11 protein-coding genes are annotated in these 17606 nt (G+C 46.9%); 7 read left to right on the top strand and 4 right to left on the bottom strand.

Annotated features, from left to right (window positions below; all coding sequences use genetic code 11):
• Positions 1-9: 9 nt before the first annotated feature.
• Both AB4Z08_RS01830 and AB4Z08_RS01825 read right to left on the bottom strand, forming a co-directional pair.
• Positions 10-3807 (bottom strand): hypothetical protein, encoded by a 3798-nt coding sequence (locus AB4Z08_RS01830; RefSeq protein WP_441572062.1) that lies wholly within the window; start codon positions 3805-3807, stop codon positions 10-12.
• 57 nt (positions 3808-3864) lie between these two features.
• The gene (locus AB4Z08_RS01825; RefSeq protein WP_441572061.1) at positions 3865-4548 is read right to left on the bottom strand and encodes a VIT1/CCC1 transporter family protein; all 684 of its coding nucleotides are present in this window, start codon (positions 4546-4548) and stop codon (positions 3865-3867) included.
• 115 nt (positions 4549-4663) lie between these two features.
• Here AB4Z08_RS01825 and AB4Z08_RS01820 point away from each other — a divergent pair, with 115 nt between their 5' ends.
• Complete coding sequence (locus AB4Z08_RS01820) at positions 4664-5542, top strand: carbohydrate kinase family protein (RefSeq protein ID WP_441572060.1); 879 nt, start codon at positions 4664-4666, stop codon at positions 5540-5542.
• Between the two features lie 36 nt (positions 5543-5578).
• Here the strand turns inward: AB4Z08_RS01820 and AB4Z08_RS01815 are convergent, their stop codons facing one another.
• Complete coding sequence (locus AB4Z08_RS01815) at positions 5579-7234, bottom strand: FAD-dependent monooxygenase (protein ID WP_441572059.1); 1656 nt, start codon at positions 7232-7234, stop codon at positions 5579-5581.
• Between the two features lie 100 nt (positions 7235-7334).
• Between AB4Z08_RS01815 and AB4Z08_RS01810 the strand changes: the two genes are divergently transcribed.
• Positions 7335-8300: a helix-turn-helix transcriptional regulator gene (locus AB4Z08_RS01810; protein ID WP_441572058.1), complete on the top strand. Its 966-nt coding sequence runs from the start codon at positions 7335-7337 to the stop codon at positions 8298-8300.
• Between the two features lie 51 nt (positions 8301-8351).
• Here AB4Z08_RS01810 and AB4Z08_RS01805 read toward each other — a convergent pair whose 3' ends face one another.
• Positions 8352-8924, bottom strand: coding sequence for a DUF1579 domain-containing protein (locus tag AB4Z08_RS01805; RefSeq protein WP_441572057.1), 573 nt, complete (start codon positions 8922-8924; stop codon positions 8352-8354).
• Between the two features lie 146 nt (positions 8925-9070).
• Between AB4Z08_RS01805 and AB4Z08_RS01800 the strand changes: the two genes are divergently transcribed.
• The 5 genes from AB4Z08_RS01800 (at position 9071) to AB4Z08_RS01780 (ending at position 17606) form a co-directional block, all read left to right on the top strand.
• Positions 9071-11407, top strand: coding sequence for a GAF domain-containing protein (locus tag AB4Z08_RS01800; RefSeq protein ID WP_441572056.1), 2337 nt, complete (start codon positions 9071-9073; stop codon positions 11405-11407).
• Positions 11408-11497: 90 nt separating this feature from the next.
• Positions 11498-12916 (top strand): phytoene desaturase family protein, encoded by a 1419-nt coding sequence (locus AB4Z08_RS01795; RefSeq protein WP_441572055.1) that lies wholly within the window; start codon positions 11498-11500, stop codon positions 12914-12916.
• Positions 12917-12943: 27 nt separating this feature from the next.
• Positions 12944-14197, top strand: coding sequence for a YeiH family protein (locus AB4Z08_RS01790; protein ID WP_441572054.1), 1254 nt, complete (start codon positions 12944-12946; stop codon positions 14195-14197).
• Between the two features lie 37 nt (positions 14198-14234).
• Positions 14235-15893 (top strand): hypothetical protein, encoded by a 1659-nt coding sequence (locus AB4Z08_RS01785; RefSeq protein ID WP_441572053.1) that lies wholly within the window; start codon positions 14235-14237, stop codon positions 15891-15893.
• 69 nt (positions 15894-15962) lie between these two features.
• Positions 15963-17606, top strand: a complete 1644-nt coding sequence (locus tag AB4Z08_RS01780; RefSeq protein WP_441572052.1) for a hypothetical protein — start codon at positions 15963-15965, stop codon at positions 17604-17606.

The raw sequence follows: 17606 nt of genomic DNA, 5'->3' as shown, positions 1-17606 counted from the left end.
TCTTTCGCACTATCGTTTCGGCAAGGAATATTTTTTCGCCACCTTATTATACTTCTTCAGGTACTTCCGGTCTTTTTTAACACCTACGGCTGTTACGATACCGGAAGTTTCTGCTTTTACCCAATAGTTAAAGATAAACTTCTCCCGGTCGCGTATAAAAAACATCCGTGTAGGGCGGTGGTTGGCATTTCTCAGGAAAGCATTTACCAGCAGCGTTTTCAGGTTAGCCATAAAACCTTGCCGCGTGGAATCTTTTTTATTCAGCACCTGCACATTCAGGTGACGATAATAAAAATTCATATTACCCAACGTAGCATATTTATTTCCGGACCAGTTGGAATAAATCGTATCTGCATAACCCCGTCTTACTTTCACCGCAGCCATAGGAATGGCTACCTCATTGAATCTTTTCAGGTCCATCGGTGCCAGATAACTCTGTGCGTAAAATCCGGAAAGGGAATCACTGTACGACTCGTTATATGAAAAGTAATGAATAGGGCTGCCCAGTAATTTGCCGCTGGCCTGCACGCGTAGACTGTCGCTGTCAGGATGTACATTACCGAAGTGTGTGATCAGCGCATTGATATCTGTAATTGGTACCGCCGACCATTTGTTGGTGGATTTGGAAGACTCATTCACTGTAACGGCCGCTTGCTGCAATACGATAGAATCTACCTGCAATGCCAGTGGTAAGGTGTTGATTAATTTGGTGGGCATGAATTTTTCTATGCCATGTTCAAAAGGAATTCGTTTATCCCTGGCCGTTGTTAACAACGTATTGGTAGCAGTCATCCTCCGGATATGTATGGTGGAATCTCCCGGCAGCTGGTTGTTGACGATGCCGCTCAGCTGTAGGGCATCTCCTTTTACAGTGATGTAGTCCCGCTGCCAGCGCGCTTCCCGGAAGGTTTCTTCTGCAGAGAGGTTGGGTATTACGCTGAAATCATTGACAGATAATGTTTTGGTGGTTGGATCCATTTTAATACTGCCGGCCTGCGCATGCAGTTGTTTGTTCCGGTAAAACGCACCGCCTTCACTAATGGTGGTGTTGGCGACAAACGATTCCCAGGCTATTTTATGATGTTGCCGGAACGTGAATGCCGCATCATTAAACATGCCCGACAGCTTATTCACTGTCAGCTCCATGCTATCTCCATGATGCAGTGCCAGCTGTACATCCTGCCATTTCAGTGCTACGCCGGAGTGGAGACTCATCTGAGCTGATTTGTCTTTGCTGAGTAGCCCTTTGGTTAGCTGTAGCGACAGCTGCGGAATGGAAAGATCCGTGCCCGTGCTGTGGAATCGCAATGGGGTTGTTTCCAGTTGTATATGATCGTAATGCAATAATTGTTCACTGCCGGTATGCAGGGCAAGCTTAGTGGCTGCCAGCCGGACATTCGTATATAGTGTGTTACTATCTTTTCCATTCACTTTCGTGTAATGTAATTCCGCATCATTGACATTGAGTTGTGCAATGCTGGCCTGTATCGGGGCAGCGGTGCTTTGTTTTTGGGTTTTTTTTCCATTACTGAATATCTCTATCCGGGGATGATCGGCGGCGAGTGACTGCACCATCACACGACTGAAGTCCGTGCTGTGGATGCCTGTTTGTATGCTCAGGGAAGGCAGTACTATTTTAGTATATCCGTGATCGTTATGCAGGGTCGCATGAGCATTTGTAAGCGTAGTGGTACTATTGCTATTAAGTGAAACAGCCGCTATGTCCAGCTCCATTTTTTCGCTGTGATGATGAATGTCGTAAAACTGCCCGGCTGCCGCTCCCCAGGTAATGAACCGTTGTTTGGTGCGCAGATCGCGGAAGGCTATTTTATCAGCGGTGAAACTGCTTTGCCTGACAGGTCCGTTGCTACTGAATTGCAGCGTGCCAACATCCAGTCGGGCAATGCGTATTACCGGCAAATCTTTAGGCGGATTGTGTTTGGCTGCTGCCGTATTATGTAATTGTATATTTAAGGCGCCGAAGCGTAGCACGTCTACCTGGATATCCTTTGACTGCTGAAATACATCCCAGTCAAACACTTCCCAGTAAAGCGCGGTACCGGCAATGCGGCTGCCATTTGAGAGTGTTACCAGTAGTTTATCTGCTTTATTATGCCGATGGGTGCCGTCAAAAGCATAATTGTTCATGGTGATATTTACCTTGTCGGAAGCTACGCTCATTTCCCGGATATGCAGATTGGGCATAGCATGTTTTATATCTACCAAAGAATCACTCAGAAAGAAATTATGCAACAGGATATCTGTGTTTACACTTTTTAGCTGCAACGTTAGCGGTGATTTTCCGGTGGATCTGAAGTTGACATTACCATCTGTGATACGGAAAGTATTCACCATGATCAGCTCACTCAGGCCGTGCAGGGTTTGATAAAATGCCGGCATTTTAATGGCGGTGCTGTCTATCGGTGGTTTTCCTTTCACGCCTTTCTTTGCTTTTGTCAGGAACGAAATGCGGGGGGAGTACAACTCCGCATCACTGGCTTTGAGGTGCTTTCTCAGCAGGTCTTCCAGGCTCACATTATTCAGTCGCAGGGAGGGGGCGGTAAAAGTTAGACCTTTGCCAGAGTGGTTTTGCGGCGTAGGTCCGTATTCCACATTGTTGAAAATAACATCATTGCGTTGCAGTATAAATTCGTCTACACTCAACTGGAACATGCTGTCCAGTGAGTAGAACTTTATTTTATTTAAGTTGAGAGCAATGCTGTCGGTAGTAATGCCCGGCGTAGTATCGTGTGCAATTGTGAGATTGTAAATCCGCAGGTTTGTTTTTTGAGTGGTACCGGTAGACACATTTCCTTTGAGTAAGAGTTCCCCGTCTTTTACCGCAATATATTTGAAGTTCATTTTTTTGAACAGTGTATTGGGCAGACTGTCCAGCACTACCTGTTTATCTTTGACGGTGGCCTTTCTACCGGGAAGATTCAGTACCGGTCGTATACATACGAGGGTATCGATCAGTAGTTCCTGCCGCATATAAATAGCAGGCAGGTGGCGGGCATTGAAATAGAATTTATCTGCCTGCAGCGACATCTCGCCTTTGTTGGCAGTAGCCGCGCTGAAAATGGTACAGGAGTCGAGTTCAAAGACTTGTTTTTTACCGGAGAAATGAAGACGTTTGAAACTGATGGTATTCCTGCCATCGGGTAATATCCAGTGCTGCTGATCGAAGGAGAAGTCCACATCTTCGGACCCTAAAATATGATTGTCGGCGTTGGTGACTTTGGAGAAATTAAGGATAGAGAAATTAAAGTGATCCACACGTAACGGCGGTGGTCCATTTACTTTGCTGTATACAAGGGAGCCTTCCTGCAGATGTACGATGCGCGCGTTTACATATTGTAAAGTTTGTTCCAGGTGCTCCACTATAGAAGACAGCTGAAAGGTTTCCTGCCGGGGACCGGGTGCCACGTGCTCATGAACGAAGAGGGAAGGACTGATCACAGAAAGACTGTCTACCAACAGTTTTTTATGCAGGATCAGGGCGCGCCAGGACTGTATAGATAAATAGATCCGGGGTATTTTTACATCGTAGTGAGCATTGACATGTACGGTATCTTTACCAGTGAGCCGGGCGCCATGTACTACGATATTTTTTTTCCACAGGGAGAAATTGATATCATCTGCATCAAACTGGTAGGTGCCTCCTGATTCTTTGTTAACAATGTATTGAACAATCTTTACAAATTTATGCTGTACCAGGTAATAGAGCAAACCGCCGATAACTATCCTTGCTATGAGTAGGATCAGCAGTATTTTGAACCATTTTTTATACCTGGGATTTAGTTTCATGAATTTGATTAACCGATTTACCTTTTGCTAACATTTTGCCGGCGCTTATGTTTAAAATTAAGCTACCAATCTGGCAATGCCGAAGGCGGCAGCTGCTGCCAGCACCCCGATCATGGTGACCTTCAATGCGCCCTGTACAGGCGGCTGACCGGTTACTTTGCTTTTGAAATAACCAAATACAAATAAGCAAATAATAGTGAGCACCGTAGATCCGATCAATCCACGTTGAGGCGTATCCGTGAAAAGGTAAGCCGATAAAGGCAGCAAGCCGCCCACAAAATAGGATGCACCAATGGTGAGGGCGCTCTGTCTGGCCCTGTTGGGATTAGGGGCTTCCAGTCCCAGCTCAAACTTCATCATGAAATTAACCCACTTGGTTTTATCTTTAGACAGTTCCGTCGCGATGAGCTGCTGTGCCTCCGCACTTAATCCATATTCTGCAAATACTTCTTTTACTTCTTCCATCTCTTTTTCGGGCACCGTTTCAACTTCTGCATATTCTCTTTTTAATTCACTTTCGTAGTGCTCCAGTTCTGTTTTGCCGGCAAGGTAGCCACCAAGGCCCATGGCAATGCAGCCGGCTACTATTTCAGCAATACCTGCAGTAAGAATGATGTTGTTACTACTCACTGCGCCACTGAGTCCTGCTGCCAGTGCAAAAGGCACTGTTAGTCCGTCGCTCATGCCGATGACCATGTCAGTGATAAAGTCCGAGCTTTTTAAATGTTCTTCCTGATGCATTTTTCCGGGTTTATAGGGGGTATTAATGATATAAATATAAGTGCTTTATCGTACTTTGTATGGATTGTAAAGGTAAGCGCAGTTGATCATCACTGCTAATCAAAGTTGGAAAATTATGGCAAACGAAATCATATGTTTTGGCGAAATGTTATGGGACATCCTGCCAGAGAAGGAATTGCCCGGTGGTGCCGTGATGAACGTGGCGTATCATCTGCAGAAACTGGGAGAAACAGTAGCTCTGGTATCGCGCATCGGAAAGGACCGGCGGGGGCAGGGATTACTGGATATGCTGCATGGTTTCGGGCTCAGTACTGCTTTTGTGCAGGTAGATGAAAAACAGGAAACAGGGAAGGTATATGCAGACATGACCAATCCCAGCGAGGTGCATTATGATATCGTATATCCGGCAGCGTGGGACTTCATCCAATGGGAGCCGGCACTGGCTGCACTGTTAAAAAAAACCGGTACCCGGTACCTGGTATTCGGGAGTCTTTGTTCCCGGGACGCGGTAACCAGGCATACGCTGGAACAGGCGCTGCAGCACGATCTGGTAAAGGTGCTGGATATTAACCTGCGGGAACCTCATTATACCCGTGTACATGTGGAGTGGCTGCTGCATCAATGTAATATCCTGAAACTGAATATAGCGGAACTGGAACTGATCAGTAGCTGGTATCATCCGTTTGAAGATAAAGAGCAGGCAGTGCGTGCATTGTCTGCGCAATTTAATATCCCTACCATTGTGGTCACGATGGGAGATGAAGGGGCGTTGCTGTTTATGAATGATACCTGCTATGTAGAACCGGGTATTGCAGTGAAAGTAGTGGATACTATTGGGAGCGGCGATGCTTTCCTGGCGGGCTTTCTGCATAGTTTCACCGGGCGGCGGCCGGCGAGGGAGTGTTTACGCTTTGCGAATGCTTTAGGCGCACTGGTGGCATCGTATGCGGGCGGGTGTCCGGATTATGCGCCGGAACAGATAGCGGTTAGATAGGATTGATTTTTTGTCGCAAGACAAAAAATCGCCGCTTTATTTTTCCGTTACCGCTTCCTGTGTTTTTACGCCCAATATTCTTTTGAGTGCTTGTTCCAGTGTATAAGACGGATCTGCGGAATGCCAGGCAATAAATCCATCCGGTCTGATCAGCAGTGCCATTCCGGCTTCCAGGTGGGCGGTGGTAAGCCATTGTTCGTCCGTGATCACTTTCACGGGGATGGGAATACGAAACAAGGTCTCCATTTTTGCAGCGGCGTCTTGCCAGGCTTGTGATGCATCCGCTGTTACCAGGGCAAAATGGGTGACGGCCAGGTCGAGCGTGGAGATACGTGTGTTATTTTCGGTGAGCCATTGATGTGGTACGCGGGTGCCGGGTTGTCCTTCAGTCTTTATCGTATCTGGTGATGTAATGAGGGGTTTGCCTGCTATGGCGCTGGAAGTATAGCAATAATCGGGGAGGCCCAGCCTGTGGATCATCCCGGTTAAGGCTTCTGCCTCGGTGACGTTAGCAAATTGTTTCATCAGGCCGCTGGGATCGACTAATCCTTTTTCATCAGCCATTTCAGCGGAGAGCAGGGCGTTTCGTAATCCTACCGGCTGTCTTTCCGGGGAATAGGTATCCAGTAAAGAAGGATGTGCCTTGTGTTGTAGTACCATCGCCAGTTTCCACGCCAGGTTATGCGCGTCCTGTATGCCGGAGGCAGCACCTTTGCCGCCATATGGTGTCATTTGATGGGCAGCATCACCGGCGATGAAGATGCGGCCATGCTGCATGTTGGTGACTGTATTCGCGGTGGGCTTCCATGGCATCATGCTAATAATACGTACGGGTATTTCAGGCATATCGATCGCCTCCCGGATAATGCTTTCCAGTCTTTCGGTAGTATAATCTTCCGGCTTATCCTGCTGTGGATCATAATGGAGGTGCATCACCCATTTGTCGTTATTGTTGATGGCGGTGAGCATACCGGTAATACCGGTTTTTTTGATGATACCGATGCTGAATTCACGATCACGTACGGCTTCTCCGAGCGGGGCTTCAAAATAAATATTCAACAGGTTGCCAAGTGGGCCGGGGCCGGTGGTTTCAACACATAATTCCCGGCGAATGGGGCTGCTGCCGCCATCTGCCGCAATCATATACCTGCAGGTAATGGTTTCGCTGATACCCGTATCACGGTTACGGATATACGCTATTACATGATCATCGGTTTGGGTAAACGACAATAGCTCCGTATGAAAGCGGACATCTGCGCCTCTGTCGATGGCTGCCTGCTGCAATAGTGGTTCAGCCAGGTCCTGGGTGCAGCGGGCGCCGGCAACCGGGCTGAGTGCCGCTATTTTTTCCAGGCCGGGGAGTTCTATGGGATGTTTTACTTTGTTGTAGGCAGCGCCTACCTGGGCGAGGATAGCGGGTAAGCTATCGCCGGTATAAATGCCCCAGGCCGCGGCCAGTGCTTTACCCGCTTCGCGAATGGCCCCATCCAGCTGCAATTCCCGGAACAGCTCCATAGTACGCACATCGAAGCCGCGGGAACGCGGATGTACGGAAGTGGTAGGGCGCTTCTCTATCAGCAGGGGCCGTATACCTTGTTGCAACAGGAACAATGCGGCCGATAGCCCCGTTAATCCGCCGCCCGCAATTAATACCGGTGTTTGTTCGTTATTCTCACTAATTTTGTTTGACATAGCCATCTGTTATTTTTGATAAAATTGGCCTTTTATTGACCCGGCAGATGGCATATAACGGATAACTTTGTACCATCTGTGAAAATTAAAATACACCGGTATGGAAGCGCACACATTACCTCCTGCCCCTGCCACATATGAACAGATTTTTTCACCTGACAGGGGCGTGGTGCAGCAACTGGCGTTGCCGTTCGAAAATAAAGCAGGCACGGTAACCATCGCCCTGGTAAACAATATAGGGATTGTTGACAGCCGTTTGCATACCGACTGCCTTACGCCGTCCTGGAAACATTTTAATAGTAAGCCATTTGTGGAAATGAACTTCATGGTGGAAGGGGATATCTATCAGACCATGGAAGGATTTTCCGGACGGAAGCTATGTGCCAGGGGATCCAATAACCTGTTGTTCAACCCGGGTACGCTGGAGGAAAACCAGTTGGTGGGATATGGCAACTATCGCACATTCGGCGTGCATATCTGGCCGGAAAAAATGTCGGAGCTGCTGAGGGCATATGTGCCGGAACTGGAAAAATATTCGGAGAAGATATACGCCGGACAACCTTTTCTGCTGGAATCTCCCACGCCCATGCTCACCGCAAAAATGAAGTATATCTTTGACACCATCTGGGAATACCCGGATCCGGATGGCTTAAAGAAGTTATATCTCGAATCAAAAATACTGGACCTGCTCTCCCTGCAATGTGAATCACTGCTGAAGGGACCCGTCCCCAAAGGAACCACTATTCCTGCTGCCGACATCGATAAACTGCATGCCGCAAAAGTATTGCTGCAACAACGGCTGGAACAGCCACCTTCCCTGGCGGAATTATCGAAGTTATGCCAGCTGAATGAGTTCAAATTAAAGAAAGGATTCCGGGAATTATTTAATACAACGGTATATGGTTTTATTCACGAAACGAGGTTAACGCGTGCACAGCAAATGATCCGTGAAGGGCAACATAATATTTCTGAAATAGCTTACCAGCTGGGTTATAGTCATCCGCAACATTTTCAGCGGGCTTTTAAGAAGCAGTTTGGTATTACGCCGGGTAGCCTGCTGCGTTAATACCAATTTTCCTGCTCAGGACCAGATTAGTCCCGAGCAGGAAAAAATACTTTATTTCCGCGTTAGCGCGATCTCCATTTCTTTCATCTCTTTACCATTCTGCGTACGGTACATTTCCATGAGCTGGTGATCTTTATCTTTCCAGGTAGTTACCTGCCTTAGCCAGCAGTCTTTTCCACTCATAGGGTCAACAACTTTGCCTTTTAATTCCAGGGAATGAGTGGCATCATCCCAGGTGCCTTCCATGATGGTGATACCAGTGCCCATATTGTCAATCCAGGTGTCGATAAACACTTTGCGCTGATTGTCGTACGCCAGGGTGCCAATGCCTTCAAAAGGCATTCCCATCATATTGGCGGTATAACGGCTTTCACAATAGCGGCCACCCAGGATCATTTTGTTGACGCAGCCACCGGTAGTTTTGGTAGGAGGGGCGTCCGGCTTTTCCCACATGGTCATATCGGCGGTCCATTCACCATCGCCGATGGCCATTTTCTGGTGAACAGGCCCTGGTGTCATGTAGTCCATCCAGGCTTTCATCATAGCAGCAGAGTCCTGCTGTGCATAAGTGTTGGAGGTAATTAACAGGCATAACGCAGCCGTTAACAGGTAGATTGCTTTCATGATGCGTAGTTGTTTAGAAATGTTATAATCGGGGTGAAGTAGAATTACAGGATAACAAGTTAAGTTATTTATATTAGCGGGCCATACGTTGTGTGTTACACCTCCCAAATTACATACCTTTGGTAACGAAAGAATAATCCCATTTTATGCAAACAACCATACTGGATGTGTCGGGAAATAGGGCACAGCCACTGGCTATTGATGCAGCCATTTCCTTTGAACCGTTTATCACCTGGCTTAAAAGAAGGATCAGTGAAGAACAAACTGTGAAAGCCCGAATGTACGCAGCAACACTCGAAGAATTTGAGGCATCAGATATTGGTCACCGGGATATCGCCGTAGAAGATACCCCCGGCTATGTTAAACAGCTGGAATACGTGTATGCTTGTCTTTCTCCCGCCATGAGATCAGAAGAAACGCTGGCCTGGGGGCTCAGCTTTCCGTTTAAGCCTATTACCTTTTATGGCACCGATCAGTTATATGCACTCCTGGGACAAAGAGGAGAGAATACTGACTATGAGGTAAGCCGTAAGCCGGCAGACTATCACCTGGATCGTTTACAGCTGCTGTACTCTTTCCTTCTGCAACGACTCTATAATTTTTTTGTACCTGTTAAAAGAGAACAATACCACGCAGGAATCAATAAGAACACAGGTTTGCTGCAGTATTATGCAGTGAACTTCAATACCGATTTTGTAGAAGTAACTGCTAAAGGCCCCTTGCCGGAAATAGATATGGGGCAGCTCTATACACATCTGAGTGAAGGCGGCGGATTTGAAATACTGGAAGAAATGCTGCCGCTGGAGTTGTTCCGTTTCCGCGGATTTTTTGTGATCACGGTAACAGATGTTACTGCGCAGAAGGCGGTGGAAAATATTCAGAAAGTAAGACTTTCCCGTACGGCGTTAGTTGCCGAAAAAAGTTTCAACGAGGTGATACAATCACTCAAATCGTTGGTACGTAACAGTAAGATAGAGTTTGACCTGTTTCCTTTCCTGCGGGTAAACGATGTACCGGTGTATAGTTTCGAAAAGGGGGGGACCGGTATCCTGTTTGAAGTATGGGGCGAAGACCGGCTGACGCCGGAAGAATTTGGCCGTCAGGCGAAGGCATTTGCCAGTAAACCTATCTTCTTTTTTTCTGCTGATATTTTCCAGGTCACCCAGAAAGAATATTCCTTCCTGGAGCATTTCCGTAAACAGGGAGTGAAGTCGTTGGGACTGATGCCCATTTTTTATGCACACGAGCTGGTAGGTATTATGGCCGTGCATACCTGGGGCGACGATACCTTTGACGATAAAACACTCGCCCTGCTGGAACCTGCCATTAGCCCCATTGCACAGCTATTGCAGATTTATATAGAAGAGTTTAACCTGGAGATAGAAAATGTGATCAAGGAAAAATTCACGTCCATACAACCGGCAGTACAATGGAAATTTAATGAAGCTGCGTGGCACTATCTCTATAACACGAAGAAGAAGCTGCCAGTGACCATTCAGAATATCCTGTTTGAACAGGTATATCCTTTGTATGGTGCTATCGATATCAGGAATTCTACGGTAGAAAGAAATAAAGCTATTATTGCTGATCTGGACAGCCACCTGAGTATTCTGGCCGCCACGCTGGATAGCCTGCGGCAGTACCAGCAGAATGACCTGTTAAAACAGATGATCTATCGTTGCCAGCAATGGCAACAGGCAATTTTGCAGCAACAGCTGAGTCCTTCTGATGAAAATGAACTGAACAGATTCCTGGAAGTAGAGGCCGTGGAATATTTACGTCACATCGCCATACAGTTTCCAAAAACGTCGGAGGCAATTGAATCCTGTCTGGAAAGCCTGGCCGGTGAGGTGAACAAAGCTGCGCTCGAAGCATCTATGCAGCTGATCAATGGTACCGTGAACCAGTATTTTGAATCAGAGAAGAATAAATTGCAGGAATCCTATCCCTGCTATTTTGAGAAATTCAGAACAGACGGAGTGGAATATGATATCTATATAGGACAATCTATTTCGCCGGATAAACCTTTTAGTCATTTCCATTTGAAGAATCTCCGTTTATGGCAGCTTTCTTCCATGGTTACTATAGCAGGACTTACCCATGGACTATTATCACAGATGCCCAGGGAATTGCATACCACACAGCTCATCTTTGTGCATAACCACCCGATAGACATCAGTTTCCGGGCAGATGAAAGGAAATTTGATGTAGAAGGTGCTTATAATATCCGTTACCAGATGATTAAGAAACGGATCGATAAAGTACATATCCGGAATACCGAAGAGCGGTTAACCCAGCCAGACAAAATCGCGCTGATTTACTCCGACCGTAAAGATGTGGAAGATTACCTGCCTTTTATCCGCTATTTACAGGATACCGGGGTGTTGTTGCCAGAGATGGAAGAACTGGAACTGGAAGATTTGCAGGGGTTGAGTGGTTTACAGGCCATCCGGATGGGAATCACGCTGCCTTCCGGGAAATAAACTTATTTTAAAAATTATTTGCATTCCCGTTAATAGTATACTAAGTTTGTAGACTAGTGAGGCGTCAGCCAATGGCAGTAAGTTTAGCTCATGGATAAGAAAGATTTCGATGTAATCATAGTAGGATCGGGGCCCAATGGCTTGTCTGCCGCCATCAGGTTGCAACAGGCGGGGGTATCTGTATTACTGCTCGAGGCCAAGGACACAATTGGTGGCGGCATGCGTACGGAGCAGCTGACCTTACCGGGATTTTATCACGATGTATGTTCGGCGATACATCCTATGGCTATAGGATCTCCTTTTTTTTCCAAGTTGCCTTTGGCGGACTTCGGGCTGGAATTTGTGCATTCGCCGCTGGCAGCAGCACATCCGTTTGATGATGGCACTGCGGCTTTCCTGGCGCGTTCGCTGGATGATACCGCCCAGGCACTGGGCGTAGATGCAGACGTCTACCGCCGGCTGGTAAAGCCGGTAGCGGATCATTGGGAGGCGGTAGCTGAAGATAGCCTGGGACCTTTTTCTTTTCCACGGCACCCATTGATTATGGCACGCTTTGGTTTGAATGGACTGCGTTCCGCCGCCGCGATTGCAAAAAGATTTTCCACTACCGCCGCAAGAGGCTTGTGGGCGGGGATGTCGGCACACTCCATTCAACCGCTCACCAATACCGCCTCTGCAGCGATTGGTATTATATTATCTGCTGTAGGTCACCGTCATGGATGGCCTGTTCCGAAAGGAGGCTCACAGGCCATCGGGAATGCCCTGGCGCAGTATTTTATTTCGCTGGGAGGCGAAATTCAAACAGGCGTACACGTTAGTTCGCTGTCTCAACTGCCCTCGCATCACGCGGTGATGTTTGATCTCACCCCTAAACAATTACTGAAGATTGCAGGAGATAAGTTTTCTCCGCATTATAAACGACAGCTGTCACGCTACCGGTATGGTCCCGGTGTGTTTAAGGTGGATTGGGCATTAAGTGGCCCCATTCCTTTTACCGCAGCGGAATGCCGGCAAGCGGCTACGGTACACCTGGGTGGCACCTTTGAGGAAATTGCACTGTCGGAGCAACGGGCTTATGACGGACAGCATAATGCGGCTCCTTTTGTACTGTTAACACAGCAAAGCCTGTTTGACGAAAGAGCGCCTGCAGGTAAACATACCGCCTGGGCCTATTGCCATGTGCCCAACGGATCTGAGGTAGATATGACCACGATTATAGAAAAACAGATAGAACGTTTTGCGCCTGGTTTCCGTGATCTGATCCTGGCCAAACATACCATGAATGCACAGCAGATGGAAGTCTATAATCCGAATTATGTAGGTGGTGATATCAATGGTGGGATTATTGATATCCGGCAGTTATATACCCGTCCCGCTATGCGTATATCTCCTTACCGTACATCTGCCAAAGGGATCTATATCTGTTCCTCTGCCACACCTCCGGGTGGTGGCGTACATGGCATGTGTGGCTATCATGCTGCCAACACTGTGCTGAGAGATATTTTTTAGAGTAGTCACTATCATTAATGAATCTATATGCCTACAGTAAAGTCTTATTTACAGGAAGACTGGGCCATTGTTACGCTTGGTTTCCTGATCATTCTTCTTTCAATGGCCGGTGTGGTGGTAGCTATCCCGGAATACAAGTGGAGCAGCAGCGCAGATCTTACCGGTAAGGTATTAGCCGGCGCCAACTTACTAAAGATCGGTACACAGTTTATTTATGTGATCGGTATTGCATTGCTGGGATCTTTTCTGACCGGGAAATCACTGAAGAATACGCTGCTGGTATTTCCGGTAGTTTTTATACTGACTAGCCTGGCGCTCATTATCGCCGGAAACGCCACACTGAACGGATATGGCCTGGAAGCAGTTATTTTCAGTCTCATTATAGGCTTACTGATAGGCAATCTTTTTAAACTCCCCACCTGGTTCCGCGAAGCATTAACCTCTGAATTTTTTGTGAAAATAGGACTGGTGTTACTGGGTACTACCATCATATTTTCGGATGTGCTGAAAGCCGGTGCCCTGGGCCTTATTCAGGCATTGGTAGTGGTGCTGTCTGTATGGTATTTTTCCTACTGGGTGTGTAAACGCCTGAAGATAGATAATGAACTCACCATGATGCTATCCAGCGCAGTATCCATTTGCGGGGTATCTGCTGCCATAGCTACTTCCGGTGCTATTAAGGGAGATGCAAAAAAGTTGTCGCTGGTAATTTCCCTGGTACTGATTACAGCTATTCCGATGATGATTTTTATGCCGATGATTGCGCACTACTTTAACTTCCCGGAAGCCGTAACGGGCGCCTGGCTGGGAGGCAGCATCGACACCACCGGGGCAGTGGTAGCCTCCGGATCGCTGGTAGGGGAAACCGCCCTGAAGATCAGCACCATCGTAAAGTTTTCACAGAATGTGCTATTAGGGGTGGCGGCGTTTGCCATCTCTGTATACTGGACCTACACCAAACATCCCAATGCTGGTGACGCCAAAACCAAACCCACTTTAAAAGTGATCTGGGAGCGGTTTCCGAAATTTGTGATTGGGTTTATTCTCGCTTCACTGGTATTTTCTTTTTTCATTTCCCCGGCAGCTATTGCGCCGCTGAAGGCGCCCTTGAAAAGTTTGCAGGGGGTGTGGTTTGCACTGGCTTTTACCAGCATAGGACTGGAAACAAATTTCAAAGACCTGATCGGCACAGAAAGCAGGAAGCCCGTATATGCGTTCCTGATAGCCCAGTCGTTTAATGTAGTGGTGACGCTGGTGCTGGCCTACCTGTTATTTTCATAAACCGGACGAATTACTTTTTTTAGTATTTTGCCGGCATATGAAATACCGTAATCCCCTTGCCTTCCTGGAAAAAATGAATGGTGCTGCCATCGACTCAGCAGATACTGCTGCTGTGTCACTTCTCAGGAAAAAAATACTGGCAGAGCTGGAACTTACAGCCGATAAGGGATTACAGATCAACGGCGAATGGTGCAGCAAAAATGACCTGCTGCTTTTTTTCGACAGCTTACAAAACAAAAAAGAGTTACATTTTCATCAGGAAATAAAATCAGATCCTGTTTTATCCGAATTCCTGGCAACAGGTATTATCACAGGACTCTTTGCGGATAAGGCGCTATACAAAGACAAATCATTCCTGTCTTTTATAGCGCCTTTTTATGGGCCGTTGTTTACTACAGCGGTGCTGAACAGCTTACTGCAACAGCAGGTAGTAACGTTACAATACTTGTTTAATAACCCGGTGCTGCTGGATGGAGAAGCAATGAAACGGTGTTATGATAAGGTATTCCGTTTATTGAAGGAACAATATGCAAGGGTAGAGGAGGTGAGGGCTGCATTGGCAAAAGACGCCAGGGAAAGATGGGAGCAAGTGGATATTTACATCGGAGCTAGGCAGGTGCAATTATTGAATGCCCTGCCGGATGCCTTTCATATGCAAAGAAGTGATTACGGGATTCTCCTGATCAACTTTGCGCTGGTACTGAATACCAACCATTATAAGGAAGAAGCATTGGAGATATTAGGCACGCTACAGCAGCTGAAAAGCGTTTCCTATGTGCAGGAAAATGTAGAAAAATATATCCGGTATGTAAAAGAAGACCAGGCCGCTTTCCGTTCTGTTTTTTTCCGGAAAGAACCCACCACCTGGCTGGGCAAGCTGTTAGCTCAAAGAGGATTGACAAACGATCGCCTTATACAAATAGGGTGCAGCATTTTTATAGTGCTGGTGATTTTGTTGGGTAATTACTATGGGAAAAAGGAAACACATCAGGAGTTGTTTACTCCCGTAGTGGAAGAAAGCACTTTTTCCGGTTCCCGCACTTACTGGACGATGCAATACCTGTTGTCACAGTTGGCAATAACGCCCCCTGATCCGGTAGAAAGTATTCAAAAGCATCCTGCGATTGCCACCCCTGCTACAGGCGATGACTTGTATGGCCCTGCATTTATGGAGGCCATCAGAAAACAAGGGAATGTTGGTGCTGAATTTGTGCAGCCACGATACAGCCAGAGCCTGCCGCGGATGCGGGAAGACGGTCGCTGGGAGGATTCCCTGCACCGGCAAAGTTTGTGTGTTTTTAATCGGCAGGATGCGCAATTGATTACGATGATCCTGACACCAGATTCTTTTTACTCTTGTTATATAGCGCCCCACGATAGCGCATTTATTCCTTTACCATTATCACTCAGCAAGGTATATTTTTATGTGGGGCTTTTATGGAACCCTGATTGGCTCGGCTACTGGGCTATGAAATATGTACCATCATACACTGTGAAAGGGTTTTTTATGTTACCGGGGTTTAACCACGATATTTTTTTACGGAAATCTGCGGTGCGGCTTATCCTGGATACGGCCTACTGGAAAACATCTAACCGCTATATACCGATGGAAGTATCTGCTTCTGCTGAGCAGGTGCTTCATTTGAAACAACTATCGGATAATACCAATGGCGTAGACATGAAGATAGGAGAATAGATTTTCCGTGCAGCGGGGGATAGTAGCATCTGCCCTAGTTTTACTTCTTTTTCCTTATTTTGCTGCCAGATGAAATACCTGAACCCCCTGACTTTCCTGACGAAAATGAATGGTGGTCCCGTAGATTTGCGGGACAATGCTGCGTTATCCCTTCTCCGGAAAAAAATGCTGGCAGAAGCAGAACTCTCAGAAGATAAGTTGCTGAAAGCGAATGGACAATTATTCAGTAAAAATGACCTGCTGCAATTTTTCGATCAGTTGCAATCTTCCCAGGAACTCATCTATCATCAGCAAATAGCAGCAGATCCGGCATTATTACATTTCCTGGAAACAGGAGAAATGAAAGGAAAGATAGCGGATCATGTGTTGTATAAAGACCCATCGTTCCTGTTTTTTATTGCGCCTTACTATGAGCCATTGTTTACAGTAGCGATACTGAATAGCCTGAAAAATCAGGATGTGCGCACAATGGAATACCTGTTCGCCGGTCCATTGCTATTGGATGGTGCATATACCACGGTCAGTTACCAACGGGTGCTGCGTTATCTGGGAGTGATGGATAACGAATTGAAAGCTGTCGTTGATGAATTAAATAATGGCGGGGCATATATCTGGAAGTACCTGGTACGTTTCGCTAATCCCACGCTTATCAGGCAACTCAATACTTTACCGGAGGAATTTAATAAGTGGAGAAGTGACTATGGCATCAGTATGATTAACCTGGCACTGGCTGTTTATATGAAGGACTTTAAGCGGGGACAGCAAGTGCTGGATTTAGTGGAGCAGTTGCACACCACAGATCATGTGCAGGAAAGAGTGCAGGTTCGCAAAAAGGAATTACTGGATTACCGGAAAAACACCTTACGCAGCCGTCCTTTGGAGACCTGGTTGGGCCCTGTAATCGGTCGCTTCTGGCCGCGTTGGTTGAACGAAAAAAGAACTGCTTTAATTTTTCTGAGCGCATGTTTTGCGTTCGCGATTGGAGCGGATATCATCTCTAAATTCACCGGCGGGAGGAAGCCCCGTGTAACACATACCCTCAATGCAGAAGACCTTTTTACCCATTCCCGCACCGCAACACAGATGAAGTTGCTGATAGCGCAACTGGAATATACGTTATCCCGGAAAAGGATGGAGGTCACGGTGTATGATACGGTACCTGTTTCACCCCATACCGGTGATGATGTGTATGGCCCGGGGTTTATGACCGCGTTGAAAGGCACTGCCTATACGGCCCCGGCACAAGTGCCGAAACCACCCGCAGACAGCAGCGCCATCAATACCGGCGACTTTACCGATCCATTGCATAAACAAAGTCTGCGTATTTTTAACCGGCTGGAAGTAGCGATGGTAGCCTTGTTGCAAACGCCTGATTCTTTTTACTCCTGTTATATACTACCACACGACAGCACTTTCCTGCCGTTGCAATTAACGGCCAACCGGGTTTATTTTTATGCAGGGCAACATTGGACGATGGTAAAAGAATCGGACACGTCAGATGTGATTTATCGCGCAAAAGGCTATTTCGCGGAGAATTACAAAAATGCCAATACCTTTTTACGGGATGGCGTATTATCATTTGTGCTGGATTCTGCATACTGGCAGCACTCAAACAGGTATATTCCTGTGGAGATTGGTGCCGATGGCACTAATTTATTTGTGAACCTCCTCGACAACAATGCGGAGGGGGTAGACCTGTATTTAGGTGAATAA

Source organism: Chitinophaga sp. RAB17 (assembly GCF_052114225.1).
Taxonomy (GTDB): domain Bacteria; phylum Bacteroidota; class Bacteroidia; order Chitinophagales; family Chitinophagaceae; genus Chitinophaga.
The sequence above is the reverse complement of the archived record's forward strand: the minus strand, read 5'-3'. Positions and strand labels throughout refer to the sequence as shown.

Coding starts and splice junctions, on each gene's coding strand:
- AB4Z08_RS01830 (WP_441572062.1), bottom strand. CDS start 3,807: ATGAAACTAAATCCCAGGTATAAAAAATGGTTCAAAATACTGCTGATC.
- AB4Z08_RS01825 (WP_441572061.1), bottom strand. CDS start 4,548: ATGCATCAGGAAGAACATTTAAAAAGCTCGGACTTTATCACTGACATG.
- AB4Z08_RS01820 (WP_441572060.1), top strand. CDS start 4,664: ATGGCAAACGAAATCATATGTTTTGGCGAAATGTTATGGGACATCCTG.
- AB4Z08_RS01815 (WP_441572059.1), bottom strand. CDS start 7,234: ATGTCAAACAAAATTAGTGAGAATAACGAACAAACACCGGTATTAATT.
- AB4Z08_RS01810 (WP_441572058.1), top strand. CDS start 7,335: ATGGAAGCGCACACATTACCTCCTGCCCCTGCCACATATGAACAGATT.
- AB4Z08_RS01805 (WP_441572057.1), bottom strand. CDS start 8,924: ATGAAAGCAATCTACCTGTTAACGGCTGCGTTATGCCTGTTAATTACC.
- AB4Z08_RS01800 (WP_441572056.1), top strand. CDS start 9,071: ATGCAAACAACCATACTGGATGTGTCGGGAAATAGGGCACAGCCACTG.
- AB4Z08_RS01795 (WP_441572055.1), top strand. CDS start 11,498: ATGGATAAGAAAGATTTCGATGTAATCATAGTAGGATCGGGGCCCAAT.
- AB4Z08_RS01790 (WP_441572054.1), top strand. CDS start 12,944: ATGCCTACAGTAAAGTCTTATTTACAGGAAGACTGGGCCATTGTTACG.
- AB4Z08_RS01785 (WP_441572053.1), top strand. CDS start 14,235: ATGAAATACCGTAATCCCCTTGCCTTCCTGGAAAAAATGAATGGTGCT.
- AB4Z08_RS01780 (WP_441572052.1), top strand. CDS start 15,963: ATGAAATACCTGAACCCCCTGACTTTCCTGACGAAAATGAATGGTGGT.